Source organism: Streptomyces sp. SID14515 (genome assembly GCF_010548505.1).
Lineage (GTDB): Bacteria > Actinomycetota > Actinomycetes > Streptomycetales > Streptomycetaceae > Streptomyces > Streptomyces caviscabies.
This window is the reverse complement of sequence record NZ_JAAGMH010000092.1, coordinates 56634-81501: the sequence shown is the minus strand read 5'-3', so window position 1 is coordinate 81501 and position 24868 is coordinate 56634. Positions and strand designations below refer to the sequence as shown.

20 protein-coding genes and 1 pseudogene are annotated in these 24868 nt (G+C 70.8%); 9 read left to right on the top strand and 12 right to left on the bottom strand.

Annotated elements, in window-relative coordinates:
- Positions 1–95: 95 nt before the first annotated feature.
- The 6 genes from G3I54_RS20100 to G3I54_RS20075 all read right to left on the bottom strand — a co-directional run bounded on the left by G3I54_RS20100 (position 96) and on the right by G3I54_RS20075 (position 6366).
- Complete coding sequence (locus G3I54_RS20100) at positions 96–1850, bottom strand: NAD+ synthase (protein ID WP_164616250.1); 1755 nt, start codon at positions 1848–1850, stop codon at positions 96–98.
- Between the two features lie 121 nt (positions 1851–1971).
- Entirely contained in the window at positions 1972–3555 is a 1584-nt protein-coding gene (locus G3I54_RS20095) for a multicopper oxidase family protein (protein WP_164616249.1), read from the bottom strand.
- A 73-nt stretch (positions 3556–3628) separates the two neighbouring features.
- Entirely contained in the window at positions 3629–4057 is a 429-nt protein-coding gene (locus tag G3I54_RS20090; RefSeq protein WP_164616248.1) for a DUF6153 family protein, read from the bottom strand.
- A gap of 121 nt (positions 4058–4178) precedes the next feature.
- Entirely contained in the window at positions 4179–4604 is a 426-nt protein-coding gene (locus G3I54_RS20085; RefSeq protein WP_164616247.1) for a CBS domain-containing protein, read from the bottom strand.
- Between the two features lie 296 nt (positions 4605–4900).
- Positions 4901–5617, bottom strand: a complete 717-nt coding sequence (locus G3I54_RS20080; RefSeq protein ID WP_164616263.1) for a DUF305 domain-containing protein — start codon at positions 5615–5617, stop codon at positions 4901–4903.
- A gap of 56 nt (positions 5618–5673) precedes the next feature.
- Positions 5674–6366, bottom strand: a complete 693-nt coding sequence (locus G3I54_RS20075) for a DUF3105 domain-containing protein (RefSeq protein ID WP_164616246.1) — start codon at positions 6364–6366, stop codon at positions 5674–5676.
- Between the two features lie 268 nt (positions 6367–6634).
- On the opposite strand from G3I54_RS20075, the gene glnA reads away from it, so the two are divergent.
- The 3 genes from glnA to G3I54_RS20060 all read left to right on the top strand — a co-directional run bounded on the left by glnA (position 6635) and on the right by G3I54_RS20060 (position 10320).
- The gene (glnA, locus tag G3I54_RS20070) at positions 6635–7996 is read left to right on the top strand and encodes a type I glutamate--ammonia ligase (RefSeq protein WP_164616245.1); all 1362 of its coding nucleotides are present in this window, start codon (positions 6635–6637) and stop codon (positions 7994–7996) included.
- 1144 nt (positions 7997–9140) lie between these two features.
- On the top strand, positions 9141–9422 hold the full coding sequence (locus G3I54_RS20065) for a SinR family protein (protein ID WP_164616244.1): 282 nt from the start codon (positions 9141–9143) through the stop codon (positions 9420–9422).
- 253 nt (positions 9423–9675) lie between these two features.
- Complete coding sequence (locus tag G3I54_RS20060) at positions 9676–10320, top strand: hypothetical protein (RefSeq protein ID WP_164616243.1); 645 nt, start codon at positions 9676–9678, stop codon at positions 10318–10320.
- Between the two features lie 506 nt (positions 10321–10826).
- Here the strand turns inward: G3I54_RS20060 and G3I54_RS39550 are convergent.
- From G3I54_RS39550 to G3I54_RS20045, 3 genes are all read right to left on the bottom strand, one after another.
- On the bottom strand, positions 10827–11141 hold the full coding sequence (locus G3I54_RS39550; RefSeq protein WP_239144452.1) for a hypothetical protein: 315 nt from the start codon (positions 11139–11141) through the stop codon (positions 10827–10829).
- A 648-nt stretch (positions 11142–11789) separates the two neighbouring features.
- The gene (locus tag G3I54_RS20050; protein ID WP_164616242.1) at positions 11790–12086 is read right to left on the bottom strand and encodes a hypothetical protein; all 297 of its coding nucleotides are present in this window, start codon (positions 12084–12086) and stop codon (positions 11790–11792) included.
- A 111-nt stretch (positions 12087–12197) separates the two neighbouring features.
- A complete protein-coding gene (locus G3I54_RS20045; protein ID WP_164616262.1) occupies positions 12198–12536 on the bottom strand; it encodes a hypothetical protein in 339 nt (112 codons plus the stop codon).
- 160 nt (positions 12537–12696) lie between these two features.
- Here G3I54_RS20045 and G3I54_RS20040 point away from each other — a divergent pair, with 160 nt between their 5' ends.
- Positions 12697–13461: a GntR family transcriptional regulator gene (locus tag G3I54_RS20040; protein WP_164616241.1), complete on the top strand. Its 765-nt coding sequence runs from the start codon at positions 12697–12699 to the stop codon at positions 13459–13461.
- Between the two features lie 230 nt (positions 13462–13691).
- Here the strand turns inward: G3I54_RS20040 and G3I54_RS20035 are convergent, their stop codons facing one another.
- Complete coding sequence (locus G3I54_RS20035) at positions 13692–14291, bottom strand: TetR family transcriptional regulator (protein ID WP_164616240.1); 600 nt, start codon at positions 14289–14291, stop codon at positions 13692–13694.
- A gap of 217 nt (positions 14292–14508) precedes the next feature.
- On the opposite strand from G3I54_RS20035, the pseudogene G3I54_RS20030 reads away from it, so the two are divergent.
- Positions 14509–16007 (top strand): annotated as a pseudogene (locus tag G3I54_RS20030) (MDR family MFS transporter).
- A gap of 265 nt (positions 16008–16272) precedes the next feature.
- Positions 16273–17091 (top strand): putative protein N(5)-glutamine methyltransferase, encoded by an 819-nt coding sequence (locus G3I54_RS20025; RefSeq protein WP_164616239.1) that lies wholly within the window; start codon positions 16273–16275, stop codon positions 17089–17091.
- Here the strand turns inward: G3I54_RS20025 and G3I54_RS20020 are convergent.
- Positions 17076–17612, bottom strand: a complete 537-nt coding sequence (locus tag G3I54_RS20020) for a pyridoxamine 5'-phosphate oxidase family protein (RefSeq protein WP_164616238.1) — start codon at positions 17610–17612, stop codon at positions 17076–17078. The two genes, G3I54_RS20025 and G3I54_RS20020, sit on opposite strands and share 16 nt — an antisense overlap.
- Before the next feature lie 170 nt (positions 17613–17782).
- Between G3I54_RS20020 and G3I54_RS20015 the strand changes: the two genes are divergently transcribed.
- Positions 17783–20779, top strand: a complete 2997-nt coding sequence (locus tag G3I54_RS20015; protein WP_164616237.1) for a bifunctional [glutamine synthetase] adenylyltransferase/[glutamine synthetase]-adenylyl-L-tyrosine phosphorylase — start codon at positions 17783–17785, stop codon at positions 20777–20779.
- A 158-nt stretch (positions 20780–20937) separates the two neighbouring features.
- Here the strand turns inward: G3I54_RS20015 and G3I54_RS20010 are convergent, their stop codons facing one another.
- Positions 20938–21603: a TetR/AcrR family transcriptional regulator C-terminal domain-containing protein gene (locus G3I54_RS20010; RefSeq protein ID WP_164616236.1), complete on the bottom strand. Its 666-nt coding sequence runs from the start codon at positions 21601–21603 to the stop codon at positions 20938–20940.
- 152 nt (positions 21604–21755) lie between these two features.
- Between G3I54_RS20010 and G3I54_RS20005 the strand changes: the two genes are divergently transcribed.
- Entirely contained in the window at positions 21756–23231 is a 1476-nt protein-coding gene (locus G3I54_RS20005) for an APC family permease (protein ID WP_164616235.1), read from the top strand.
- Between the two features lie 25 nt (positions 23232–23256).
- Positions 23257–24855, top strand: a complete 1599-nt coding sequence (locus G3I54_RS20000) for an amidohydrolase (RefSeq protein WP_164616234.1) — start codon at positions 23257–23259, stop codon at positions 24853–24855.
- Positions 24856–24868 lie beyond the last annotated feature (13 nt).

Sequence of the window (24868 nt, the reverse complement as noted above, 5' to 3'; positions counted from 1 at the left end):
GCCGGACGGGCCGGACACCCACGTAGGAGCCCAGCCCGTCCGGCGCTTGAGGACAAGGGCGGCCGCCGGACGCCCCCGGCAACCGCCCACCCCCGCTAGGACGACTCGCGCCACCGGTTAGTGATCGGCAACCGCCGATCCTTCCCGAACCCCTTGGGCGAGATCTTCGTCCCCGGCGGATACTGCCGCCGCTTGTACTCCGCCGTATCCACCATCCGCAACGTCTTCGCCACCAGCTCCGCGTCGAACCCGGCCGCCACGATGGCATCCATCCCCTGGTCCCGGTCGACGTACATCTCCAGGATCGCGTCCAGGACGTCGTAGTCCGGCAGTGAATCCGTGTCGACCTGCCCCGGCCGCAGCTCCGCGCTCGGCGGCTTGGTGATCGAGGCCTCCGGGATCGGCGGCGTCTGCCCCCGAGCCTCCGCGGCCCGGTTGCGCCACTTCGCCAGCCGGAAGACCGACGACTTGTAGACGTCCTTGATCGGCCCGTACGCCCCGACCGCGTCCCCGTACAGCGTGGAGTAACCGACCGCCAGCTCCGACTTGTTGCCCGGCGCCAGCACGATCTGCCCCTCCTGGTTGGAGATGGCCATCAGCGTCGTACCCCGCAGCCGCGCCTGGAGGTTCTCCTCGGCGAGCCCGGTGAGCTGCAACGACTCCATGTACGCGTCGAACATCGGCGCGATCGGCACCGTACGGAAGTTGAGCCCGGTCCGCCGCGCCAGCTCGGCCGCGTCGCCCTTGGAGTGGTCCGAGGAGTACTTCGACGGCATCGAGACGCCGTACACGTGCTGCGCGCCCAGCGCGTCGCACGCGATGGCCGCGCAGATCGCCGAGTCGATCCCGCCGGAGAGCCCGATCAGCACACTGCTGAAACCGTTCTTCGCGGCGTACGCGCGCAGCCCCACGACCAGCGCCGAGTAGATCTCCTCCTCGTCCTCCAGCCGCTCCGCGTACCCGCCCGAGAGCTCCGGCTCGTACGGGTCGACGGGCCGGTCGGACAGCACCACATGGTCGATGCGCAGCCCGTCGTCCACCACACCCGAGGGCGCCACGGGGGCCGCGGCCGGCAGCTCCAGGTCGAGGATGACGCTGCCCTCGGAGAACTGCGGGGCGCGGGCGATGACCTCGCCCTCCTTGTCGACGACGATCGAGTCGCCGTCGAAGACCAGCTCGTCCTGGCCGCCGATCATCGCGAGATAGGCCGTCGTGCAGCCGGCCTCCTGGGCCCGCTTGCGGACCAGCTCCAGCCGGGTGTCGTCCTTGTCCCGCTCGTACGGCGAGGCGTTGATCGACAGCAGCAGTCCGGCCCCGGCGGACCGGGCGGCCGGCACACGCCCGCCGTCCTGCCACAGGTCCTCGCAGATCGCGAGGGCCACGTCGATGCCGTGGACCCGGACGACGGGCATCGAGTCGCCCGGCACGAAGTACCGGAACTCGTCGAACACCCCGTAGTTCGGCAGGTGGTGCTTGGCGAAGTTGAGCGCGATCCCGCCGCGGTGCAGCACGGCGGCGGCGTTGCGCGGGGATCCGGCGGGCTGCCCGTAGCGCGCCGCGGCGTGCTCGGAACGGTCCAGGTAGCCGACGACGACCGGCAGTTCGCCGAAGCCCTCCGCGTCGAGCCGGGCGGCCAGCGCGCGCAGCGCCTGACGCGAGGCCTCGACGAAGGACGACCGCAGGGCCAGGTCCTCGACGGGGTATCCGGTCAACACCATCTCGGGGAACGCCACCAGGTGGGCGCCCTGCTCGGCGGCGTGCCGGGTCCAGTGGACGATCGCCTCGGAGTTGCCGGCGAGGTCGCCGACGGTCGAGTCGATCTGATTCAGTGCGAGGCGTAGTTGAGGCACGTCCGCCAGTGTAATCGTCTTTCTGACGCGATGTCCCGGCGGGCCGGGCAAAATCTGTCCCGGCCCGCCGAAACCGCAGGTGGAAGCAGCTGTCCGAACCAACCCGCCGAGGCTCGCGGGGTCAGCTCCGGTAACCGAGGACCGTCATCATCCCCGCCTCCGCGTGGTAGACGTTGTGGCAGTGGACCATCCACAGCCCCGGGTTGTCGGCGTCGAACTCCACGGTCAGCGACCGGTGCGGCAGCACGATCGCGGTGTCCTTACGGGCCCCGGCGGCGTTCCCGCCGAGCGCGAAGGTGTGCCCGTGCAGATGCAGCGGATGCCACATGGCCGTCCCGTTGTCGAAGACGACCCGCACCCGCTCGCCCGCCTCCACCGGCCGCCGCTGCTCCGCGCTGTACGGCTGCCCGTCGAAGGCCCAGTCGTACCGCGCCATCCCGCCGGTGAGCCGCATCCGGATCGTCCGGTCCGGCGCCCGGGCCGGGAGCGCCACCGACGGGTCCGGCACCAGCCGCCCCGCCTCCACCAGCTTCCCGTCCAGCTCCTTGGGCCGTACGGAGGCGGCAGGCGCGCTCCCGCTCCCGGTCCGCAGCAGAGCGAGGGCAGACGCCTTCTTCCCCTCGGCCAGGGCGGTGAGCGGGAAAACCCCGTCCCCGGCGGTGACGAGGACGTCGTACCGCTCGCCCATCCCCAGCAGCAGCGCGTCCCCCGTGGTGTGCCGGACCGGGAACCCGTCGGTGTGCGTCACGATCATGCGGTGCCCGCCGAGCGCGACACGGAAGGCGGTGTCGCCACCGGCGTTGATGATCCGCAGCCGGATACGGTCACCGGGCCGCGCGGAGAAGATGGACGGATCCTCCGGCACCCGCCCGTTGACGAGATGGTGCGGATGGGCGACATCACCGGCGTCACCGCCGAGCAGCGCACTGCGGGCCCCCATCATCATCCGCGAGGGCCCGTCACGGCTCGGGTCCTCCGCTTCCGCTCCGGACATGGTGTGCGCGCCATGATCCATCCCGCCGCCGTCGCTCATCCCTCCGGACAGCTCCTTCAGGACGGCGTCGGGCGTCGACCCGTCCACCCCGTCGACCCAGTCGTCGAGGACGACCACCCACTCCTTGTCGTACGCCAACGGCTCCTTCGGGTCCTCGACGATCAGCGGCGCGTACAGCCCCCGGTCCTGCTGGACGCCGGAGTGCGGGTGGAACCAGTACGTCCCCGGATGCGGCACGGCGAACCGGTAGCCGAAGCCGGCCCCCGGCGCGATGTCCCGCTGGGTCAGCCCGGGGACCCCGTCCATGTCGTTGCGCAGGGCGAGCCCGTGCCAGTGCAGGGAGGTGGGCTCCGGCAGATGGTTGGCGAGGGTGAGCGCGAGCGTGTCGCCCGCCGTCACCCGCACCTCGCGCCCGGGCAGCCGGTCCCCGTACGCCCAGGAGGCGACGGTGGTGCCGCCGCCGAGGTCGAGCCGGGTACGGGTGGCGGTGAGGGACACCTCGCGTACGGGCCCGGAGCCGCGCGCCGCCTCCGCCGCCCGTACCTCCTTGCCGCCGGGGGAGACGTACGTACCGGAGTCCTGGGCTCCGCCGCCGGGGGAGTGGGAGCCGCCGTGGCCGCTGCCGCCGCCGGAACAGGCGGCGAGGGCTCCGGTACCGGCGACGGCGAGAGCGCCGCCGAGCACGGCGCGGCGGGTGGGTTGCGTGGGCATGCTGAATACACCTCTGAGGAACTGTGGTTCGAGGAAGAGGAAAGGGAGAAAGGGCGGAGGTGAACGCCCACTCCTAAATACGCAGCACCGAAACGCTGGCGAGCACCGATATCGGCGGCGGTGGATTCGGCCGCGCCACGCGCAGGAGCCCCGCCCCCACCGGCGTACCGAGGGGCCGCCGGTCCGCACGCAGCCCGAGCAGCCAGGCGCCGACGAGCGCGAGACCCCAGACGCCGAGGACGGCGAGGCAGACGGAGAGCGGATCCATGCCGGTCATGGGGGCGTCGGAGCCGGGGGAGCCGTGCGCCGTGGGGTGCGACGAGCCGGCGACGGGCGCGGTCGGGACCATGTGCTCGGTGGCGGTGGCGGTGGCCGGTGAGGACGCATCGCTGTGCTCCGCCGGATGCCCGACCGTATGCATGGTGACGATGCCGAACAGCAGCGCGGCGAGCAGCGTCAGCTGCCCGAACGTCCCGCTGCCGCTCCGCGCCGTGCCCGCCATGCGGGTCAGCCTACCCCCGGCGGGTATACGGACGAACGGTGGCCCGGCACCCTCCGCCGGAGCGGGCCGGGGGCGCGGGGCCACCGTCGTACACATGCGTCGTACGCATGCGCACACATGCTCAGCTCCGGGAGTAGACCTTCTCGGCCCACGCCGCGATCTGCTCCTCGGTGAGGTGCTGGGCGAGGTCGGCCTCGCTGATCATGCCGACCAGCTTCTTGTTCTCGACGACGGGCAGCCGGCGGATGCGGTGGGTCTGCATCTCCTCCAGGACCGCGTTCACATCGGCCTCCGCCTCGATCCAGCGGGGCGTGCCCTGCGCGAGATCGCCGGCCGTGACCTTCGCCGGATCGTGGCCCTTGGCCACACAGCCGACCACGATGTCGCGGTCGGTGATGATGCCGACCATCCGGTCCGAGTCGCCGTTGGCGGAGACGGGCAGCGCGCCCACGTTGTGCTCGCGCATCAGCTGCGCCGCACGGTCGAGCGTCTCGTGGGCCGGGATCCAGCGGGCCCCGCTGTGCATGATGTCTTTGGCGGTCGTCATGGGGGATTTCCTCCTGCGTGCCGATGGCACTGCCGTACGGCCCCGAGCGCAACCCATCGTCATCGGCCCGCCGGGGCCGCGCGACCGCAATCACCCGTTCGGGTGCGCCGGCGAAAGGCCGCAAGCTGACGCACCCGTCGTCGTCACCGGTCGTCCGGGCCTGGCCCGGCTCAGGAGCGGGGCACGGCTCGGAACCGAGGTGCGGCTCAGGAGCGGGGCTCGGCTCAAGGCCGAGGCTTGGCTCAAGGCCGATGCTTGGCCCGGAACCGAGGCCCGACTCAGGACCGAGGCTCGGCTCAGGACCGAGGCTCGGCTCCCCGCTCGGCGAGCATGTCCCGCATCAGCCCCAGCTCGGACCGCTGGCCCTCGACCATGCCTTGGGCGAGCCGCCGCTCGGCCGGAACCGCGCACAGCGACGCACAGGCCTCGGCCATGGCGACGCCACCCTTGTGGTGGTCCGTCATCAGCTGGAGGAAGAACACCTCGGCCCGCTTGCCGTCGAGCCGCCCGAGCCGGGCCAGCTCGGAGCGACTGGCCATACCGGGCATGAGCACGCCGTCACCGCTGTCGCTGTCGCTGTCGCTGCCGCTGCCGTCACCGTCCGGGTGGTGCCCACCGTGCGCATGCTGGTCCCCGCGTTTCATCCAGGCCATGGGCGGCTCCCCGCCCGGGGCGACCTTGGGCAGCTCCCACAGATCGAGCCAGCCGAGCAGCATGCCGCGCTGGTTGGCCTGGGTGTTGGCGATGTCGTAGGCGAGACGGCGTACGCCCTCGTCGTCCGTGCGGTCGCGGACGATGAAGGACATCTCGACGGCCTGCTGATGGTGGACGGCCATGTCCCGGGCGAACCCGGCATCGGCGGACGAGGCGCCAGGCACTCGGCGCTCTCCCTGTCCCTCACCACTCCCGTCGCCGCGTGCGGAGGCGACGGTGGCGGCCCCCGCGAAGAGCAGGGCGAGGACGACGGCGGCACCGGCGGCCAGGCGGACGCGCCGGGTCCGCCGCCGCTCCACGAGCGCGTGAGGGTCGTGGTCCACGGCTGTCGGCTCGTCCGTCACCTCCCGGCCCGTCACTGCGGCACCGTGGCCAGCCCGCCGGTGCAGGGGGCGCCCGGCTCGGGGGTCTGCGCGCCCTGGACGTACTGGGCGAGGAACTGGTCCACCCGCTTGTCGTCGGCGGAGTCCACCGTTACCTGCTTGCCCCAGGCGCTGAGCATGATCGCGCCCTCCTCGTCGGCGTACGGGCTCATCAGCGTGAACGGAGTGGCCTCGACGCGCTCGGCGAGCTTGGAGACCTCCGCGTCGGCGGCCATGCCGTTGTACGTGACCCAGACCGCGCCGTGCTCCAGCGAGTGCACGGCGTTGACGTCCGGGAGGGCCTTTTCGTATACGTCGCCGTCGCAGTTCATCCAGGAAGCGTTGTGGTCGCCGCCGACCGGGGGCTTCATCGGATAGTCGACCGGGCCGGCCACGTGCTGGCGGCCGAGCTTCGCCGCGTCCCAGGACTTCAGCCCGTCGATGGCCCCGCCCTTGGCGTCGCCGTGGGAGTCGCCGTGCCCGTCCGGATGCTTGCCGTCCTGGGCCGCGGAGGCGTTGTCGGACTTCTCGTTCGCCTCGGAGTTCTCCAGCAGCAGGTACGAGCCGAAGGTGACGAGACCGGCCACGACGGCGGCGCTCAGCCCTATGGCGATGGCCCGGTTGCGGGTGGAGCGGGCGCGGGGGTCGGAGGCCTGCGGCTGGGGGTACCGGGGGTCGAAGCTCATGTCGTCGAGTCCTTCTGCGAAGGGGGCCGGGAGGCGGGAGAGCGGTCCGTGGACCGAAGCGCGCGGACGGGCGGGAAAGCGGACGGCATGGCCGGTCATCGCCAGGCCATCGCCCCCGTGCGCCACGGTCGCCGATCGTAGTGGGTGGCCGAGTGCTCCCTCTCACACCGAGTGCGTAATGTGGGTGAAATCCCGGGTCGCGATACTGGCAGTGTCCCCCTACCCCGGGCGGTGGTGCACGGACCGTCTGAACTGCAAGGATGTGGCAATGGACAAGCAGCAGGAATTCGTCCTCAGGACCCTTGAGGAGCGCGACATCCGCTTCGTGCGGCTGTGGTTCACCGACGTCCTCGGGTTCCTCAAGTCCGTCGCCGTCGCTCCGGCCGAGCTGGAGCAGGCCTTCGACGAGGGCATCGGCTTCGACGGCTCGGCGATCGAGGGCTTCGCCCGGGTCTACGAGTCGGACATGATCGCCAAGCCGGACCCGGCCACCTTCCAGATCCTGCCCTGGCGCGCGGAAGCCCCGGGCACCGCGCGGATGTTCTGCGACATCCTGATGCCGGACGGCTCACCGTCCTTCGCGGACCCGCGCTACGTACTGAAGCGCATCCTCGCGAAGACGTCCGACCTCGGCTTCACCTTCTACACCCACCCCGAGATCGAGTTCTTCCTGCTGAAGAACAAGCCGGTCGACGGCACCCGCCCGACCCCGGCGGACAGCTCGGGCTACTTCGACCACACGCCGCAGAACGTGGGCATGGACTTCCGCCGCCAGGCGATCACGATGCTGGAATCGATGGGCATCTCGGTGGAGTTCAGCCACCACGAGGGCGCCCCCGGCCAGCAGGAGATCGACCTCCGCTACGCGGACGCGCTGTCCACGGCGGACAACATCATGACGTTCCGTCTGGTGATGAAGCAGGTGGCGCTGGAGCAGGGCGTGCAGGCCACGTTCATGCCGAAGCCGTTCTCGGAGTACCCGGGTTCGGGCATGCACACCCACCTCTCGCTCTTCGAGGGCGACCGCAACGCGTTCTACGAGTCGGGCGCGGAGTACCAACTCTCCAAGGTGGGCCGTTCCTTCATCGCGGGCCTGCTGACGCACGCGGCGGAGATCTCGGCCGTCACCAACCAGTGGGTCAACTCCTACAAGCGCATCTGGGGCGGCTCGTCCCGAGCGGCCGGCGCGGGCGGCGAGGCCCCCTCGTACATCTGCTGGGGCCACAACAACCGCTCCGCCCTCATCCGCGTCCCGATGTACAAGCCCGGCAAGACCGGCTCGGCCCGCGTCGAGGTCCGCTCCATCGACTCCGGCGCCAACCCGTACCTCACCTACGCGGTCCTGCTCGCCGCGGGCCTCAAGGGCATCGAGGAGGGCTACGAACTCCCGGCCGGCGCCGACGACGACGTCTGGGCCCTCTCCGACGCGGAGCGCCGAGCGATGGGCATCGAGCCGCTCCCGCAGAACCTGGGCGAGGCGATCTCGCTGATGGAGAAGAGCGAACTGGTCGCCGAGACACTGGGCGAGCACGTCTTCGACTTCTTCCTGCGCAACAAGAAGCAGGAGTGGGAGGAGTACCGCAGCGAGGTCACGGCCTTCGAGCTGAAGAACCTGCTGCCGGTGCTGTAACTCCAGGTCAGCGGTTTTGACAACGCACTGCGGGCGGGGCGCTCGGTACAACCGAAGCGACCCGCCCGCAGCCATGATCAGCTCTGGGCTGTCTAGGGGGCCGCGAGGCATGGACGGGCGGCCCAAGTACACCTTTTCCATGGAGATGCAGGCCCGCCCTTCGCTGCTCAGGAGCAGATGGGCGCAGGTCCGCAAGGTGAAACCCGGGGTCGGTGCGCCCGAGGTAGATACTCGGCGCCTTGATGTTCTCTCCTGCGTCCAGGAGCACGGACGCGTAGAAGTGCCGCAGCGAGTGCATCCCGCTGTTCTCTCGCGGCGGCATGGTGCTTGCCCGGGTCCGCCGGCGGGATGACATCGGCTGCGACGAGAGCGGACTTCCACAGCCGAGTATCAAGGCACCCGGCTGCGCTCCGCTCCGCCGGGCGCGCTTCCCGGCTCTGGCTGCGCCCGCGCTCCTGCCTTCGGCCCGCTCGGCGCTGCCGCCGCCGACGTGCGCCCACGTGTTGGTAGGCCCGTGGGGCATGAGGCGAGAACCAAGTCTGCGGCTTCAAGAGGATGCCTCCGGCGGGGCGCTCAGGCTCCGGGATGGGAGGGGCGCCGTTCGCGAGTGCCGGCCGGAACGTGGTGAGCGTTGTGGGGCTCCCATCCCGACTACCTTCGATTCAGGCAGAGCCGAGCGGTCGCGGCCCAGGGCGTCAAGGCCGTTCGTATGGTGGCGCGCTCCACCTTGACGCCCTGAACCACGACTGCTCCACGGAGTGTGGGTCGAGGGCGGACGGGATGGGAGCTGGGGTGAGCGGTGGGAGAGGGTGAGTGTGGGCGTACCCCAACCTTCAGCATGTCGAGATCTCGCCCGGTCAAGCAGGGACACGCCGAGGTCCAATTGAGCAAGAAACACTAGATCTAGTGGTAGGTGGGTCTCAACTCCACTAAGTGTGGGGGCATTTGCTTGCTGTCAACCCGTCAGGGGTGCTCTAATGAAACCATTCGAACGCAAGCAGGCCCCAGCTAGGGCCTCGACTTGAGGTCGAGCTCCTGGCATGGGGCCTAGTGCGTTGGTCGCGCAACTAGACCCTAACAGCGAGATGCGGCGCACCCAAGTCTCGTCTCAGCCAGCGAGCCGACCTCGGAAAATGAGGTTGCCATGTCCGGAAACTCGCTTCTGATCACGTACGACCTGAGAAAGCCGGGGCAGAACTACACAACCTTGATCAAGCAGATCAAGTCCCTCGGATCCTCCTGGATCCACCCGCTGGAGTCTGTCTGGGTCGTTAAGGCCAGCATGCGCTCCGGCGCGGCGCGCGACGTCCTCAAGGCCCACATCGACGGCAACGACAAGCTGTGGGTAGTCAATGTCTCTGGTGACGGGTGGGCCAGCATCAGGCTCGACGCAGCCGACACTGACTGGTTGAAGGCCAACCTTTAGAGACACCCTCCGTCCCCGTTGCGTGCCCGACAGTGGGGTACGCAACGGGGACTGGCGGGGAATGGCAGCGGAAACGGCCTGAACCTCGATGCTGCGCGGCTCGCAGGCTGGCCCGCAGTCACGTACGGGGTCTTCCGAGCTGGTGCTTCGAGTCGGCCAGCCGTACTTGACTCGTTAAGGCCTCGCCGTCCTGCCGCCTGCTCTACGGTTGAGTCGCAATCAACATCACCGATCGAAGCGTGCAGGAGCAGACTTGAGCGGTTGGGCAATCGCACTTGCCGTCTATTCTTCGCTAGCGCTAATTTCATTCCTGCCCGTCCTGCGAGCCCTAATTAAATGGATTGACCTGAAGCCTGGTGGTCCATCCTTTGCAGAGTCCCCTCATTTCTCCGAAGAGGGCGAGAATCTTCTAGTCCATAATTTCGAAAGAATGGAAGGGACTCTGAAATTCTGGAAGACGTATGCCGAGAGGTACCGCACCTTTCACGTCTACTCGCTGACCTGGATCAGCCTGTCAACCGTGGGTGTGCCACTCTTGGCCCAAGCCATCGACGCTGATCCTTGGTCGAAGTGGCTCCTGACGGTGGTTGCAGCCCACTCGGCAATTCTGCTCGCCGTATCGCGGGCATTCAGAGTTGAGGCGCACTACAAGGCGTTCCGGAATGGCGAATCAGAGTTCTACGACCTGTATCGGCGGATGCTTGATCGTCCTGGGATCTTCGGCAATTCGGAGGTTGAGCGAATCGATAGATATTTTGAGCAAGTCGAGACCGTTAGAAAAATTGTCCGCGCCGCGGAAACCGACAATTTTCCATCCATGGACGATGTTGCCCAAGAATTTAGAGTCGGACACCTCAGCGCTGGGTCAGGCCCTGATGGTAGACAACAGCAGAACTGACGACCCGACTCGCATGCCACGAGTGCGGCAGCAACGATGCTGGTCAGGTCGTCAGGGCGAGTAAGCGCGAAGGCCGTGCGTCCACCAGTACATGGTCAGTCGGGCTGACATCATCAACTGACATCAACGGCAGTAACCGAGAGTGCACCGACACGGCCGCAGCCCAATCGAGCAACGGGCTGCCAAGTTCCGTTCCAGCGCGCCCTAGCCTACGGTGATCGAACTTACAAGGCAGGTGTGTCGTTACAGCCCGAGGTGCGTCCGGCCTGGTCCGTCTCGGAGCCGTGGAAGGGCACTTAACGGTGACTATGGTTGACAACCACGGGCAGCTCGGCTGCTTGTCACAGCGCTGATCAGTGCATTACCGCACGTCGGAAACGCTTCGGGTCACTTCCTCCGCAACAAGCACCAGGAGTGCCGCAGCGAGGTCACCGCCTTCGAGTCGAAGAACCTGCTGCATGTGCTGTAGAGCCTGGACGTAGGGCTGTGGGCCGGCTCCGGCACAGTCAGGGTGCCGCGGCCCAGACATGGAGAGGTCCGCTGACCGAGACGTCGTTGCTTTCGTCAGCGATGTGCTCGATCACCGCCATGGCCACGGCGCCCTTGTCCGTGACGGAGCACAGCGCGGCGCCCTCGATGAATCCACGGTCCTCGCGGTCGATGCGTTGCGACAGGTCCAGGGCGCCGAAGCCGGTCCCCGCCGCGGCCCGGCAGGAATCGAACGCCTTCGGGGCGTCGGCCCGGAGCAGCCCCACGCGGGTGTTGGCCAGTGCGCGCAGCTTGTAGTCGCCCAGGCTGTTGCAGGTGTCGGGCCAGTGCAACAGCTCAGCCCCGCCTGGTTCCTGGACCGCTCCGTCGTCCTCGTCCTCCGTCCGGCTGGTGCCGTCGTCGAGGTCGATGAGCTGCTGTTCGTGCTGCGTGCACGGGACAGGCGCGAGGCCCCACGTAGCGCTGAGCGCCTCCGTGTATCCGTCCGGCGCCGTGAGGTCGACTTCCGGCGGCGCGGACGCGGATGAGGAGGCGGGCGGTGTCTTGTCCGTGGCGGCGGGCGCCTCGGGCTCTGTCGCGTCCGGTTCCTTGGAGGGAGGTGTGCTGGACGGGCTGGGGGAGGCGGGCTGGGTGACGCTGTCGACCGGGCCGGGGGGCGGGTGCGGCGGCCGGCCCGGAGCCGTTGCCCCCGAACGCCACGGTCACCAGGATGCCGACGAGAGGGATGGCGATGCCTCCGACCCACCAGGCCCATCGCGGGGGGTCGGTGCGCGGAGGCGTGGGAGGCACAGGGGGATACGGCGGTGGTGGTGGGACCGGTGCTCCCGAACCTGATGGTGTACCCATGTCCTCCTCCGGCAAGCCGACTTCGTGCTACGGCTAAGCCTAGCGATCATGAGGCCCGGTGCACTCGGGTTTCACGGCATCTGCGGCCCGCACCCGCCGCGCGACGGGTACGGGCCGACAGGCGGCCGGCTGCGCTAAACCGGCGGCGTTCCTCGCGGAGACGGCGCGGGCGGTGGGTTCGGCAGCGGGGGGCCCGGGTTCGGCGGGGTCTTCGGAGGGCCGCTGCCGTGTTTGCCGTCGTTCAGGAGCTTGCGGGTCGTCAGGCCGTAGATGCCGAACGGCGGGAAGAGGTCGACGCGGCGCGGGTAGTCGCCCTCCGCGCACTCCTCGCAGATCAGGTCACGCCCGGCGGGGGTCTGCCGGGCGGCGGTGACCGGGGCGTTCCAGCACGCCTCGCAGGTATGGACGTCCGTCGCGGAGAGGGTGATCATCCGGGCCTCCCGGGCGGTGGTGCCGGTAAGGGATGGCAGGCAGTGCGCATCAGGTGCCTCCGTCGCTGGTTGAGCCGCTGGATTCTGTGTGGTCGAGGTGACTGGTGGGGCCTACCGACGGGTCTCCCGCCAGACGCGGACGAGCTTCGTCGCGTCGGGGCAGATCGCGCCCGTCCGGCATGCGGTGCAGGTCATGGTGTGGCCGAGCAGGGCGCGGTACGCCGTGTCCGGGGATTCGGTCGTGGTCACGTTCGCCTCTCTGCTGATCTCGGCCCAGACGTATTCGGCGGCGCGGTTGAGCGTGTGGCCGTAGCGGTCCGCCGTGGCCAGGGCGGCCAGGACGGCCGTGTGGGCGGTGGCACTCAACTCGGCGGGGAGATCGGCCTCGACACGGAAGGCGTCCAGGTCGGTGGTGATGCGCGGTTCGGTGCCTGTGGCGGCGGCGAGCATGCCGGTCAGCGCCGCAACCCGCGCTTGTGCAGAGCGCACACTTCTCCCCTGGTGGACCGAATGTCACTCCATGTAATGCTGAGTATTCAGCTTCAACCTGATGGGTTAGCTTTGTCAACAGCGACGCCCATATCGACGCCGAACACACGGAGCTGCTCAAATGCCACGTGATACGCCGTACTTGAAGGTGGCAGATGATCTGCGGGCTCGGGTGCGGGCCGGCGAATGGGCGGTGGGGGACAAGCTGCCGTCCCGGGCCCGGTTCGCCGAGGAGTACGGCGTCGGCCAGTCCGTGGCGCAGCGGGCCATGGAGCGCCTGATCATCGAGGGCATCCTCGAAGGCCGCGCCGGCTCCGGCACGTACGTCCGCCGAGCCCGCGAGCGCCGCCGCATGGTCCGCTCACGCCACAGCGAGCAGCACGGCAAGAGCCCCTTCGTCTCGGCCATGAACGAGCTCGACCACGAGGCCGACTGGGAGTGCACCAGCACGGCGCGCGTCCCCGCACCGGACGACATCGCGGAACGGCTGGCGATCGAGCCCGGTGACCTCTGTGTCGTGACCGATTACGAGTTCCTCGCCGACGGCCTGCCCGTACAGCTCGCCAAGAGCTGGGAGCCGATGGCCATCACCGACGGCACGCCGGTCCTGCTGCCGGAGATGGGGCCGCTCGGCAAGCTCGGCGTCGTCGAGCGCATGCGCTCCATCGACGTGTTCATCGCCACCGGCATCGAGCTGCCCCGCCCGGCCCGCGCGACGCGTGAGCAGGCGAATCTTCTCGGGATCTCCGTCGGCGACCTGGTCATCGAGATCGAGCGCACGTACTTCGACGGGGACGGCCGACCTGTCGAGACGGCGAACATCACCGTGCCGGACATTCGGTGGGAGATCGCGTACGAGATCCGCGTCGATCAGCCGGATTCCTGAGCGGGGGAGGGGCGTCGGTGCCGGGCTCCCTCCCCCTTGGGGCCGGCGCCTTCGGTCGTCCGTGAACCGAACCCGTAACCCGTCATCCGCAACCGCGCGCCCGGCTTCGGCGGGTCAGGCCGTGATGGCCGGTGGTCCGGTGAACTCCGATGCCGGCGCGTCCATCAGGGGGTCATCCCAGACCGCGCCCAGCCGATAGCCCCCCTGCTCGCAGCGCAGGTTTGCGCCCCTCACACGAACCCCCGCCCCATCTCGTCCAAAATCTCGTCGATCACCGCCGCCGGCTCCCGTGCCAGGTCCTCCTCGATCCACATGCGCATCGCGATCCGGAGCGAGGACAGGAAGCCCGCCGCCAGGACGATCGGGCGGACGGGGGCGGAGGACGGGCCGGGGCGGGCGGCCACCGCTTCGGCCAGGTCGCGTTCCAGGGTGGCGTGGTTGGCCAACTGGCGGGCCAGGAGCGAGGGGTGGCGCATCGCCAGGCGGGTGCGTACCGCCCAGTCGCGTTCCGGTGGTGCCACGCGTTCCGAGAACTGGGCCACCGCCGCGCGCAGGGCCGGCCAGGCGGGTTCGTCGGCGGGGCGGTCGCGGACCGTGCGGACCAGGGCCCTGATCTGCTGCTCCTCGCCGTAGAGGAGGGCGTCCTCCTTGTTGGTGAAGTAGTTGGAGAACGTCCGGCGGGAGATCCCGGCCGCGTCCGCCACCGCCTCGACCGTCACCTGGTCGAAGCCGTGCTCCACCGTCAGGCGCAGGGTCGCCTCGTGCACGGCCTGTCGGGTGGCTTCCTTCTTGCGTTCCCGGAGGCCCGGTCCCGCGGTGCTGCTGTCCATGGGGGCATTATCCCCCGGGTCCGAGATTGTTGCGCAGTGAGCAAAATTGCGCAGTGTGCATGTATGGTGAAGTCTTCTTCCTCCCGTACCGGCGTCGCGCGCGGACCAACCCGTGGCCACCGCCTCGTACGGGCCTCTCGTACGAACTTTCCGGAGGTTGCGCGTGAGCGCAGCAGACACCGCCGCCCCGGCCGGGGCCCCCGCCGCACCGGCGCCCATGGACCACCGCCACATCCTGCGGGCCCTGAGCGGGCTGCTCATCGTCCTGTTCGTGGCGATGATCAGCAGCACCGTGGTCTCGGTCGCCCTTCCGCAGATCATCGGGTCCCTCGACGGCACGCAGTCGCAGTACACCTGGGTCGTCACCGCGACCCTGCTGGCCTCCACGGCCTCCACCCCGATCTGGGGCAAGCTCGCCGACCTGTTCAGCAAGAAGCTGCTGCTTCAGATAGCCATCGGTCTTTTCGTCGTCTCTTCCGTCGCCTGCGGGTTCGCTCAGTCCACCGAGCAACTCATCGCCTTCCGGGCCGTCCAGGGCTCGGGATGGGCGCGCTCCAGGTGCTCGTGCAGGTGATCATCGCCGCGATGATCAGCCCGAAGGAGCGCGGCCGGTACAACGGCTACCTCGGCGGTGTCATGGCCGTCGCGACCGTCGGCGGGCCGCTGCTCGGCGGGTTCATCACCGACGCCTCCTGGCTCGGCTGGCGCTGGTGCTTCTTCATCGCCGTGCCCTTCACGCTCCTCGCCTCCGTGATGCTCGCCCGCACCCTCCACCTCGTCGAGGTCCGCCGGCCCGACACCAAGGTCGACTACCTCGGCGCCTCGCTGATCGCCGCCGGGGTCAGTCTTCTGCTCCTCTGGGTCACCTTCGTCGGCGACGACTTCGGCTGGGTCTCCTGGCAGAGCGGGCTCATGGTCGGCGGGAGTGTGATCGTCCTGGGCGCGGCCGTTCTCGTCGAGGCCCGGGTCAAGGAGCCTGTCGTACCGCTGCACGTCGTCCGCCGCCGTGACCCCGCCCTCGCCATCGTCGCCAGCCTCGCGGTCGGCATGGCCATGTTCGGCGGCGCGGTCTTCCTCGGGCAGTACTTCCAGATCGGCCGCGGCTACTCGCCGACCGAGGCGGGGCTCCTGACCATTCCGCTGATGGCGGGCGTCCTCGTCTCCTCCACCGTCGCCGGACGTCTCGTGTCCAAGACCGGCAAGGTCAAGCCGTTCATCGTCGCCGGCGTGATCGTGCTCGCCCTCGGCTTCCTCGGGCTCTCCTTCATCGATCACCGGACCTCGCTCGTCCTGGTGTCGCTCGGGATGCTCGGCGTCGGGGCCGGGGTCGGCATGTCGATGCAGAACCTGGTGCTCGTCCTCCAGAACACCGTTCCGCTCAGCGAGATCGGCGCGGCCAGCGGGGCCATCACCTTCTTCCGCTCCCTCGGCGGCACCATGGGCGTCTCCGTGCTCGGCGCGGTCCTCGCCCACCAGGTCGCGAACAAGATCGCCGATGGGCTGACGAAGCTGGGCATCGATCCGGAGGCCTCCGGATCCGGCGGATCCACCCTCAACATCGCCGCCATGCCGCCCCAGGTCCAGGACGTCGTCCGGGCCGCGTACGGCGAGGCCACCGGGCACATCTTCCTCATCTCGGCCGGCATCGCCGTGGTCGGTGTCATCGCCTCGCTGTTCCTGACGCCCACCAAGCTGCGGGACAGCGTGGATCTCTGAGCCACCCGTACGGCCCGTACCGCCCGCTTTCGCGCCCTCGCACGGGTGCGGAAGCGGGCTGTTGTACTGTTACGACCCCCGTACGCCACGGGGAACGATGAGATCGACCGAGGAGGTGAGCCCCATTACCGCTGGATCAGGCTGGGTGCTCACCCCGCGCGATCACGTCGGACGACCGGCCGCAACAGCAGCAGCGACAGCAGCCGACCGGACGGCATAGCCGATCGCGGAGCGCCCATCGGTTTTCCCGAAAGGCTTCGCTCGTATGCCGGTTCACCCCGCTGTCCCCTCCTCCACCACCACCGTCGCCGCCCTCCGCCGCGCCGGCTGTGTCTTCGCCGAGGACGAGGCCCGCCTCCTCCACGAGGCCGCCGCCTCCCCGCGCGAACTGTCCGCCCTCGTCGAGCGCCGCGCCGCCGGGCTGCCGCTCGAACACGTCCTGGGCTGGGCGGAGTTCCGCGGCCGCCGCTTCGCCGTCGACCCCGGCGTCTTCGTGCCCCGCCGCCGTACGGAATTCCTGGTGGACCAGGCCGCCGCCCTCGCGCCCCGCCGGGCCGTCGTCGTCGACCTCTGCTGCGGGTCCGGCGCGCTCGGCGTCGCCCTCGCCGCCGCGGCGGACGCGGCCGAACTGCACGCCTGCGACGTCGAACCCGCCGCCGCGCGCTGCGCCCGGCGCAACGTCGGCGAGCTGGGCCAGGTGTACGAGGGCGATCTCTTCGCTCCTCTTCCCGCCGCCCTGCGCGGCCGGGTCGACGTGCTGCTGGCCAACGTCCCCTACGTCCCCACCGACGACGTCGACCTGCTGCCCGCCGAGGCCCGCGTCCACGAACCGCGCGTCGCCCTGGACGGGGGCGGCGACGGGCTCGACGTCATGCGCCGGGTCGCCGCCGAAGCGCCCGAGTGGCTCGCGCCCGGCGGCAGCCTGCTCGTGGAGGCGAGCGAGCGGCAGCGGGACGCGGCGGTCGAGGTCCTGCGCACCGCCGGGCTGAGCCCCCGGGTCCTGGTCTCCGAGGAGCTGTACGCCACCGTCCTCGTCGGGACGGCGGCGAAAAACAGCCCCTCGGAGGATCACCCGAAGCGGTAGCGCGTCTGGCTGTACGGCTCCCCCTTGCCGAAGCCGAAGGCCGTACGGGGGTGGACCGCGAACACATGGGCGTGGCCCGCCTCCGCCTGGACGAAGCTGCCGTCCTCGACGTCGAAGTGCCAGTCGGCGCCGTACTTCGCCTCCCACTCCCGGGCCAGGACGGTCAGCCGCTCGTGGTCCGTCACCCGGTCCGCCCGGCCCTCCACCACAAGGTCGAAGCCGGAGTCCAGGGTGTTCGCGCCCGTCGTCAGGACCACCTCGGGGTTGGCCGCCAGATTGTGCGCCTTGCGCTCCTGCGGGCCCGTGCAGAAGTGGAGCGCGCCGTCGGACCAGATGCCGATCAGCGGGGTGACGTGGGGGCGGCCGTCCGGGCGCACCGTGGACAGCCAGTACAGCGGGGCATCGGTGAGTACGGCGGCCGCCTCCGGCCACGGGCGGGCCGTCGCGCCCTCGCTGCTGTAGCCGGAGTGCAGCTCGGCCGCCGGGGGACGGGCGGGCTGGGCGCGCTCGGTCGTGGACATGGTTCCTCCGGGAGGGCGACGAGGGGTGCTGTCAGGTGCTTTCCCCGTAGGTGGACTCCGCCCCCGCCCCGAATTCATCGGTACAGGACTAGGCTCGGAGAGCTGTGACGCCGGCAAACGAAGCGGCCGAGCAGTTACGCAGATCGGTTCGGGCGGCGGGAGAGCGTGCAATGACGACGGTGCCGGGGCGCAGAAGCAGTACGTTCACCAGGCTGCTGCGGCACGGATTCACCGACCCGTCCGCCGCCGAGCAGCTCCTCGACCTGGACGAGCTCGCCTCCGTACGGTCGGATCCGGTCCTTCTGGAGGCGCTCGGGGCCACCGCCGACCCGGACCTGGCCCTGCGCGGACTGGTCCGGATCGTGGAGGCCGAGGCGGCGGACGAGCGGCAGGTGCTGCTCGACACCCTCGTCACCGCCAAACCCCTGCGCGACCGGCTCCTCGGGGTCCTCGGCGCGTCGGAGGCGCTCGGCGACCATCTGGCCCGGCACCCGCGCGACTGGCAGGCGCTCGTCACGTACGAGGCGGTCGACCTGCACCCCGGGGTCGCCGAGTTCGAGCGCGGGCTGGCCGACGCCGTCGACCCGGACTCGCTGCGGGTCGCCTACCGCCGGTGCCTGCTCACCCTCGCCGCCCGCGATGTGTGCGGCACCACCGACCTCGCCCAGACCGCCGCCGAACTGGCCGACCTCGCCACCGCCACCCTGCGCGCCGCGCTCGCCATCGCCCGGACGGCCGCGCCCGAGGACGCCGCGCAGTGCCGGCTCGCCGTCGTCGCGATGGGCAAGTGCGGCGGGCGCGAGCTGAACTACGTCTCCGACGTCGACGTGATCTTCGTCGGGGAGGCGCGCGACGGGGTCGACGAGACCAAGGCCATGCAGGCCGCCACCCGGCTGGCCGCCCACATGATGCGGATCTGCTCCGAGACCACCGTCGAGGGCACCATCTGGGAGGTCGACGCCAACCTCCGCCCCGAGGGCCGCAACGGGCCGCTGGTGCGCACCCTCAGCTCGCACCTCGCCTACTACCAGCGCTGGGCCAAGACCTGGGAGTTCCAGGCCCTGTTGAAGGCCCGCGCGGTGGCCGGCGACCCCGAGCTGGGCGCGGAGTACGTCGACGCGGTGTCGCCGCTCGTCTGGGGCGCCGCCGACCGGGACAACTTCGTCCCCGACGTGCAGAAGATGCGCCGCCGAGTCGTCGACAACATCCCCGCCGACCGGATCGAGCGGGAGCTGAAGCTCGGCCCCGGCGGACTGCGGGACGTCGAATTCGCCGTCCAGCTACTCCAGTTGGTGCACGGCCGCAGCGACGCCTCGCTGCACAGCGGCTCCACCCTGGAGGCGCTGCGGGCGCTCGCCGAGGGCGGGTACGTGGGGCGCGTGGACGCCGCCCAGCTGGACGAGGCCTACCGCTTCCTGCGCTCCATGGAGCACCGCATTCAGCTCTACCGCATGCGCCGCACCCACCTGGTCCCCGAGGACGAGGCGGACCTGCGGCGGCTCGGCCGGTCGCTCGGGATGCGCACCGACCCGGTGGCCGAGCTGAACAAGGCCTGGAAACGGCACGCCTCCGTCGTACGGCGGCTGCACGAGAAGATCTTCTACCGGCCGCTGCTGGACGCCGTCGCCCAGCTGGCCCCCGCCGAGTCCCGGCTCAGCGCGAAGGCCGCGGCCCACCGCCTGGAAGCCCTCGGGTACGCCGACCCCGCCGCCGCCCTGCGGCACCTGGAGGCTCTCTCCTCCGGCGTCACCCGCAAGGCCGCCATCCAGCGCACCCTGCTGCCGGTGCTGCTCGGCTGGTTCGCGGACTCCGCCGACCCGGACGCCGGGCTCCTCGGCTTCCGCAAGGTGTCCGACGCGCTCGGCAAGACCCCGTGGTACCTGCGGCTCCTGCGCGACGAGGGCGCGGCCGCGGAGAACCTCGCCCGGGTCCTCTCCGCCGGCCGCCTCGCCCCGGACCTGCTCATGCGGGCCCCGGAGGCGGTGGCGATCCTCGGCGACCCGGAGGGGCTCACGCCCCGCACCCGGGCCCACCTGGACCAGGAGGTGCTGGCCGCGGTGGGGCGGGCCGGGGACGCGGAGTCGGCCGTCGCGGTGGTGCGCGGGGTGCGCCGGCGCGAGCTGTTCCGTACGACGGCCGCCGACCTCATCGGCTCGTACGGCACCGAGGACAACCCCGCCGAGCAGGACCACGGAGCGCTCGTCGACCGCGTCGGCTCGGCCGTCACCGACCTCAACGCCGCCACCATCGCGGGCGCGCTGCGGGCCGCCGTCCGCGAGCGGTGGGGCGACACGCTGCCGACCCGGTTCGCCGTCATCGGCATGGGCCGCTTCGGCGGGCACGAGCTGGGTTACGGCTCCGACGCGGACGTTCTCTTCGTCCATCAGCCGCGCGAGGGCGTGAGCGACGAGGAGGCGGGGCGGGCGGCGAACGCGGTTGTGGGCGAGATGCGGCGACTACTCCAACTGCCGACCTCCGACCCGCCGTTGCTCATCGACGCCGACCTGCGGCCCGAGGGCAAGACCGGGCCGATGGTGCGCACGCTCAAGTCGTACGAGGCCTACTACCGGCGCTGGTCGCTGGTCTGGGAGAGCCAGGCGCTGCTGCGGGCCGAACCGGTGGCGGGCGACGCGGAGTTGGGGCGCGCGTTCATCGAGCTCGCCGATCCGCTGCGGTATCCGATGGAAGGGCTCGGCGAGGACGCCGTACGCGAGATCCGCCGGCTCAAGGCGCGGATGGAGTCCGAGCGGATGCCGCGCGGCGCTGACCCCACGCTCCACGCGAAGCTGGGGCGGGGCGGGCTGAGCGATGTCGAGTGGACCGTGCAGCTGATGCAGATGCAGCACGGGTGGTCGGAGCCGGGGCTGCGTACGACGCGGACGCGCGAGGCGTTGGCCGCCGCGTGTGCGGCGGGGCTGATTCCGGCGGAGGACGCGGAGACGCTGGACGAGGCGTGGGTGCTGGCGACGCGGGTGCGCAACGCGGTGATGCTGGTGCGGGGGCGGCCGGGCGACACGTTTCCGTCCGAGGCGCGGGAGATGGCGGCGGTGGGGCGGTACCTGGGGTACGAGCCGGGGCATGTCGGGGACATGTTGGACGACTATCGGCGGATTACGCGGAGGGCTCGGGCGGTGGTGGAGGAGCGGTTCTACGGGGCGGCGTCGTAGGGGTTCGCTCCCGGGGCCCGGCCCCGGGGCCCCTCGGGGCTCCGCCCCGGACCCCGCTCCTCAAACGCCGGAGGGGCTGAAAGGACGCCCTCAAGCGCCGGGCGGGCTGAAAGAGACGTCCTCAAGCGCCGGACGGGCTGGATGGTGTGCCGGACGGGCTAAAAGGTGTGCCGGGCGGGCTGGGAGGTGCGCCGGGGCGGGCTGGGAGGTGTGCCGGGCGGGCCGACGTTGGTCCGGCAGTGGTCCACGAACGCGCCCAGGGCCAGTTCGAACGCCGCGTCCGCCCGGCCCGGGCCGATCGCCGCCAGGGCCTGTGCCAGGTTTTCCGTGTCGGGGGAGTCCGGGGGGAGTTCCCACATCGTCTCCGGGGCCGCCAGGTCCAGTGCCGAGCCCAGGACCAGGTTTTCCAGGGCCGTGATCACCGCCATCACCCGGTCCACCGGGAAGCCGACGTCCAGGAGCAGGCGTACCGCCTGTTCGTACTGGGCCAGCACCTTCGGGGCCCGTACCGGTGACGTCATGAGCAGCGGGATCGCGTGCGGGTGGGCGGCGAAGGCGGCGCGGTAGGAGCGGGCCCAGGCGGTCAGGGCCGTGTCCCAGGGGCGCAGGTCCAGCGTGGCCGTGTCGATCGAAGCGCTGACGCGTTCGCGGATCAGCTCCACCACTCCCGCCCGGCCGTCCACATGGTGGTACACCGAACCCGTCTGCACCCCCAGCCTGCGGGCCACCTGCGGGACGCTGAACTCGCCCTGCTCGTCGAGCAGTTCGAGCGCCGTGGCGCCGATGCGCTCCCGGTCGAGCAGCGGTGTGCGCGGCCGTCCCATGTGTGCGTCTCCTGATCTGCGTCGGCGAAAGGTCTTCCCCGATGACCTGTGGTGAGGCTACATTCCCCGAAACCGAAAGGCTTTAGGTTTAGCCTCCCGAGCTGAACCGGGGCCGCCGCCCGCTCGCCTGTCGCAGAAGGGCCCCTCCGCACATGTCTGCGCCCACCCTCCGAAAGGGCACGCTCGGCACCGCCGACATCGCCTTCTTCGTCATCTCCGCCGCAGCCCCGCTCACCGTCATGGCCGGCGTCGCTCCCGTCGCCCTGATGCTCGGTGGCATCGGCGCCCCGGTCGGGTATCTCGTCGCGGGGATCACGCTCGCGGTCTTCGCCGTCGGGTTCACCACGATGAGCCGGCACGTCCGCAGCGACGGGGCCTTCTACGCGTACATCACCCGCGGCTTCGGCACCCCGGTCGGCATCGCCGCCGCGCTCATCGCCATGCTCGGCTACAACGGCATGGAGATCGGCGTCTACGGGCTCCTCGGCTCCGCCACCGCCGACACCTCCCACGCCCTGTGGGGCGTCGACGTGCCCTGGCTGCCCGTCTCCCTCGCCGGGCTGCTGCTCATCTGGTACGGCGGCTTCCGCTCCATCGACTTCGGCGCCAAGGTGCTCGGCGTCCTGCTCGTCGCGGAGACCGGGATTCTCGTGCTGCTCGCGGGCGGCGTCCTGCTGGAAGGCGGCGCCTCCGAAGGGCTCTCCTTCGGGTCCTTCTCGCCCGGCAACGTCCTCGTGCCCGGCATGGCAGCCGTCCTGGCCTGCGCGTTCGCCGCCTTCACCGGGTTCGAGTCGACCGTCATCTACCGGCGCGAGGCCCGGAGTCCGGAGCGGACCGTTCCGCGCGCCACCTACATCGCCGTCGCCTTCCTCGGACTCTTCTACGCCTTCGTCGTCTGGGCGGTCATCCAGGCGTTCGGCGAGGAGAAGGTCGTGCGGGCCGCCGCCGACGACCCCGGCGGGCTCTTCTTCTCCGCCATCACCACGTACGTCGGGGCCTGGGCCGCCGACCTGATGCACGTCCTCATCGTCACCAGCGTGCTGGCTTCGCTGCTCGCCTTCCACAACGCCATCAACCGGTACGGTCTCGCCCTCGCCGAGGAGGGCGTCCTGCCCCGGCTCCTCGGCCGCGTCCACCCGCGCCACCGCTCCCCGTACGTCGCCGGGGCCGCGCAGACCGTGCTCGGCGTGGTCGTCGTCCTCGGGTTCGCCGCCGCCGGGGCCGACCCGTACGCGCAGCTCCTGCTCTGGGTCAACACCCCGGGCATGATCGGCCTCATGGTCCTCCAGCTCCTCGCCGCGCTGGCCGTGTTTCTTTTTTTCCGGCGCATTCCGCACCGGGAAGGCGCCCTGCGCACCGTGGTCGCCCCGCTGGTGGCGGCCGTGCTGCTGGCCGGGGCCATCGGGCTCGTCTCGTACAACGTGGAGCTTTTCACCGGGGCCTCGACCGGCGTGAACGTCCTGCTCGTCTCGCTGGTGCCCGGGGTCTTCCTGCTCGGGCTCCTCCTCGCCCGCCGCCTCAAGCGCACCCGGCCCGAGGTGTATGCCTCCTTCGCCGCCGAGCCCCGGGCGGACGGCACGGACGAGCCCGAGGCCGCCGAAGACCCCGCCCCCGCCACCACCCGCTGACCACCACCAGCAAGGAGCCCGTACCGTGCCCGCAGCCGACCTCCTGATCACCGGAGCCCGCGTCCGCACCCTCGACCCGGCCCGCCCCGAGGCCACCGCCGTCGCCGTCCGGAAAGACACCGTCATCGCGGTCGGGGACGCCGATGACCTGCGTGAACTGCGCGGGCGCGGCACCGAGCACCTCGAGCTGGCCGGGGCCACCCTCACCCCCGGCCTGACCGACGCCCACAGCCACCCCGTCTGGGGCCTGGAGATGGCCACCGGCGCCGACCTCACCGCCGTCCGCGACCTCGACCAGCTCCGGGCCGCCCTCGCCGCCGCCCCGCGCACCGAGGGGTGGGTGCTCGGGTGGGGGCTGGACCACAACGTCTTCGGGGACCGGCCCGTCAGCCATGTCCACATCGACGAGGCCCTCGGCGGCGCGCCCGCCTTCATCCGGCTCTACGACGGGCACTCCGCCCTCGTCTCAGGCCCCGCCCTGGAACGCGCCGGAATCACCGGACCCCGCCCCTTCGCCCAGCGTTCCGAAGTCGTCTGCGACCGGGACGGGCAGCCCACCGGGCATCTCGTCGAGCATGCCGCGATGGATCTGTTCACCGGGCTGCTGCCCCGGCCCTCGTACGCCGAGCGGCGGGCCGGACTGGTGGAGCTGCTGTCCGCCATGGCCGCCACCGGGCTGACCGGGGCCCATGTGATGGACCTCGGCGACGGCTCCGTACCGGATCTGCTGGCCGCCGTGGAGGAGGACACCGACCTGCCCGTACGGCTCCGGCTCGCCCCCTGGTGCATGCCCGGGGTCGACAAGGAGGGGCTGGAGGAGCTGGTGCTGCTCCAGAGCAGGGCGGGGCGGCTGTGGCGGGTGGGCGGCGTGAAGTTCTTCATGGACGGCACCGTCGAGGGCGGCACCGCCTGGCTGGAGCACGCCGACTGCCACGGCCAGGGCACCGAGGCGTTCTGGCCCGACCCGGCCGCGTACTCCGAGGCCGTCGCCCACCTGCACCGCGCCGGGGTCGGCACCGCCACCCACGCCATCGGGGACGCGGCCGTGCGGCACGTCCTGGACACCGTCGAGGCGCTGGGCGTGAGCGGCCGGCTGCGCCACCGCGTCGAGCACATCGAGACCGTGCCGCACGAGGTCGCCGAGAGGTTCGTCCGGCTCGGCGTGATCGCCTCCATGCAGCCCACCCACACCGCGTACACCCGCGCCGACCACACCGACGCCTGGTCCCGGCGGCTCGGCGACGAACGCGCAGCCCGCGCCTGGCGCTGCCGCGACCTGCGGGACGCCGGGGCCTTTCTGGCGCTCGGCTCGGACTGGCCGATCGCCCACTACGACGTACGCCAGGTGCTGGCCACCGCACGGCTGCGGCGGCTGCCGGGGGCGTACGACACCGAGCCCGTGGCCCCGGAGCAGGCGCTGACCGGGCTGATGGCGCTGGAGGGCTGCACCTCGCACGCGGCCGTCGCGGCGGGGGAGCAGCAGGTGGCGGGGCGGATCGCGCCCGGCTTCCGGGCCGATCTGACGGCCTTCGGGCTGGACCCGGTCGACGCCCCGGCCGACGAGCTGGGCGAGGCGCCGGTGCGGCTGACGGTCACCGGGGGGCGGATCGTGCACCGCGGGTAGCGGCCCCGACAGG

Coding starts and splice junctions, on each gene's coding strand:
- G3I54_RS20025 (WP_164616239.1), top strand. CDS start 16,273: ATGCCGGTTCACCCCGCTGTCCCCTCCTCCACCACCACCGTCGCCGCC.
- G3I54_RS20040 (WP_164616241.1), top strand. CDS start 12,697: ATGCCACGTGATACGCCGTACTTGAAGGTGGCAGATGATCTGCGGGCT.
- G3I54_RS20085 (WP_164616247.1), bottom strand. CDS start 4,604: ATGACGACCGCCAAAGACATCATGCACAGCGGGGCCCGCTGGATCCCG.
- G3I54_RS20005 (WP_164616235.1), top strand. CDS start 21,756: ATGTCTGCGCCCACCCTCCGAAAGGGCACGCTCGGCACCGCCGACATC.
- G3I54_RS20095 (WP_164616249.1), bottom strand. CDS start 3,555: ATGCCCACGCAACCCACCCGCCGCGCCGTGCTCGGCGGCGCTCTCGCC.
- G3I54_RS20075 (WP_164616246.1), bottom strand. CDS start 6,366: ATGAGCTTCGACCCCCGGTACCCCCAGCCGCAGGCCTCCGACCCCCGC.
- G3I54_RS20065 (WP_164616244.1), top strand. CDS start 9,141: ATGTCCGGAAACTCGCTTCTGATCACGTACGACCTGAGAAAGCCGGGG.
- G3I54_RS20045 (WP_164616262.1), bottom strand. CDS start 12,536: ATGCTCGCCGCCGCCACAGGCACCGAACCGCGCATCACCACCGACCTG.
- G3I54_RS20015 (WP_164616237.1), top strand. CDS start 17,783: ATGACGACGGTGCCGGGGCGCAGAAGCAGTACGTTCACCAGGCTGCTG.
- G3I54_RS20020 (WP_164616238.1), bottom strand. CDS start 17,612: ATGTCCACGACCGAGCGCGCCCAGCCCGCCCGTCCCCCGGCGGCCGAG.
- G3I54_RS20050 (WP_164616242.1), bottom strand. CDS start 12,086: ATGATCACCCTCTCCGCGACGGACGTCCATACCTGCGAGGCGTGCTGG.
- glnA (WP_164616245.1), top strand. CDS start 6,635: ATGGACAAGCAGCAGGAATTCGTCCTCAGGACCCTTGAGGAGCGCGAC.
- G3I54_RS20035 (WP_164616240.1), bottom strand. CDS start 14,291: ATGGACAGCAGCACCGCGGGACCGGGCCTCCGGGAACGCAAGAAGGAA.
- G3I54_RS20090 (WP_164616248.1), bottom strand. CDS start 4,057: ATGGCGGGCACGGCGCGGAGCGGCAGCGGGACGTTCGGGCAGCTGACG.
- G3I54_RS20010 (WP_164616236.1), bottom strand. CDS start 21,603: ATGGGACGGCCGCGCACACCGCTGCTCGACCGGGAGCGCATCGGCGCC.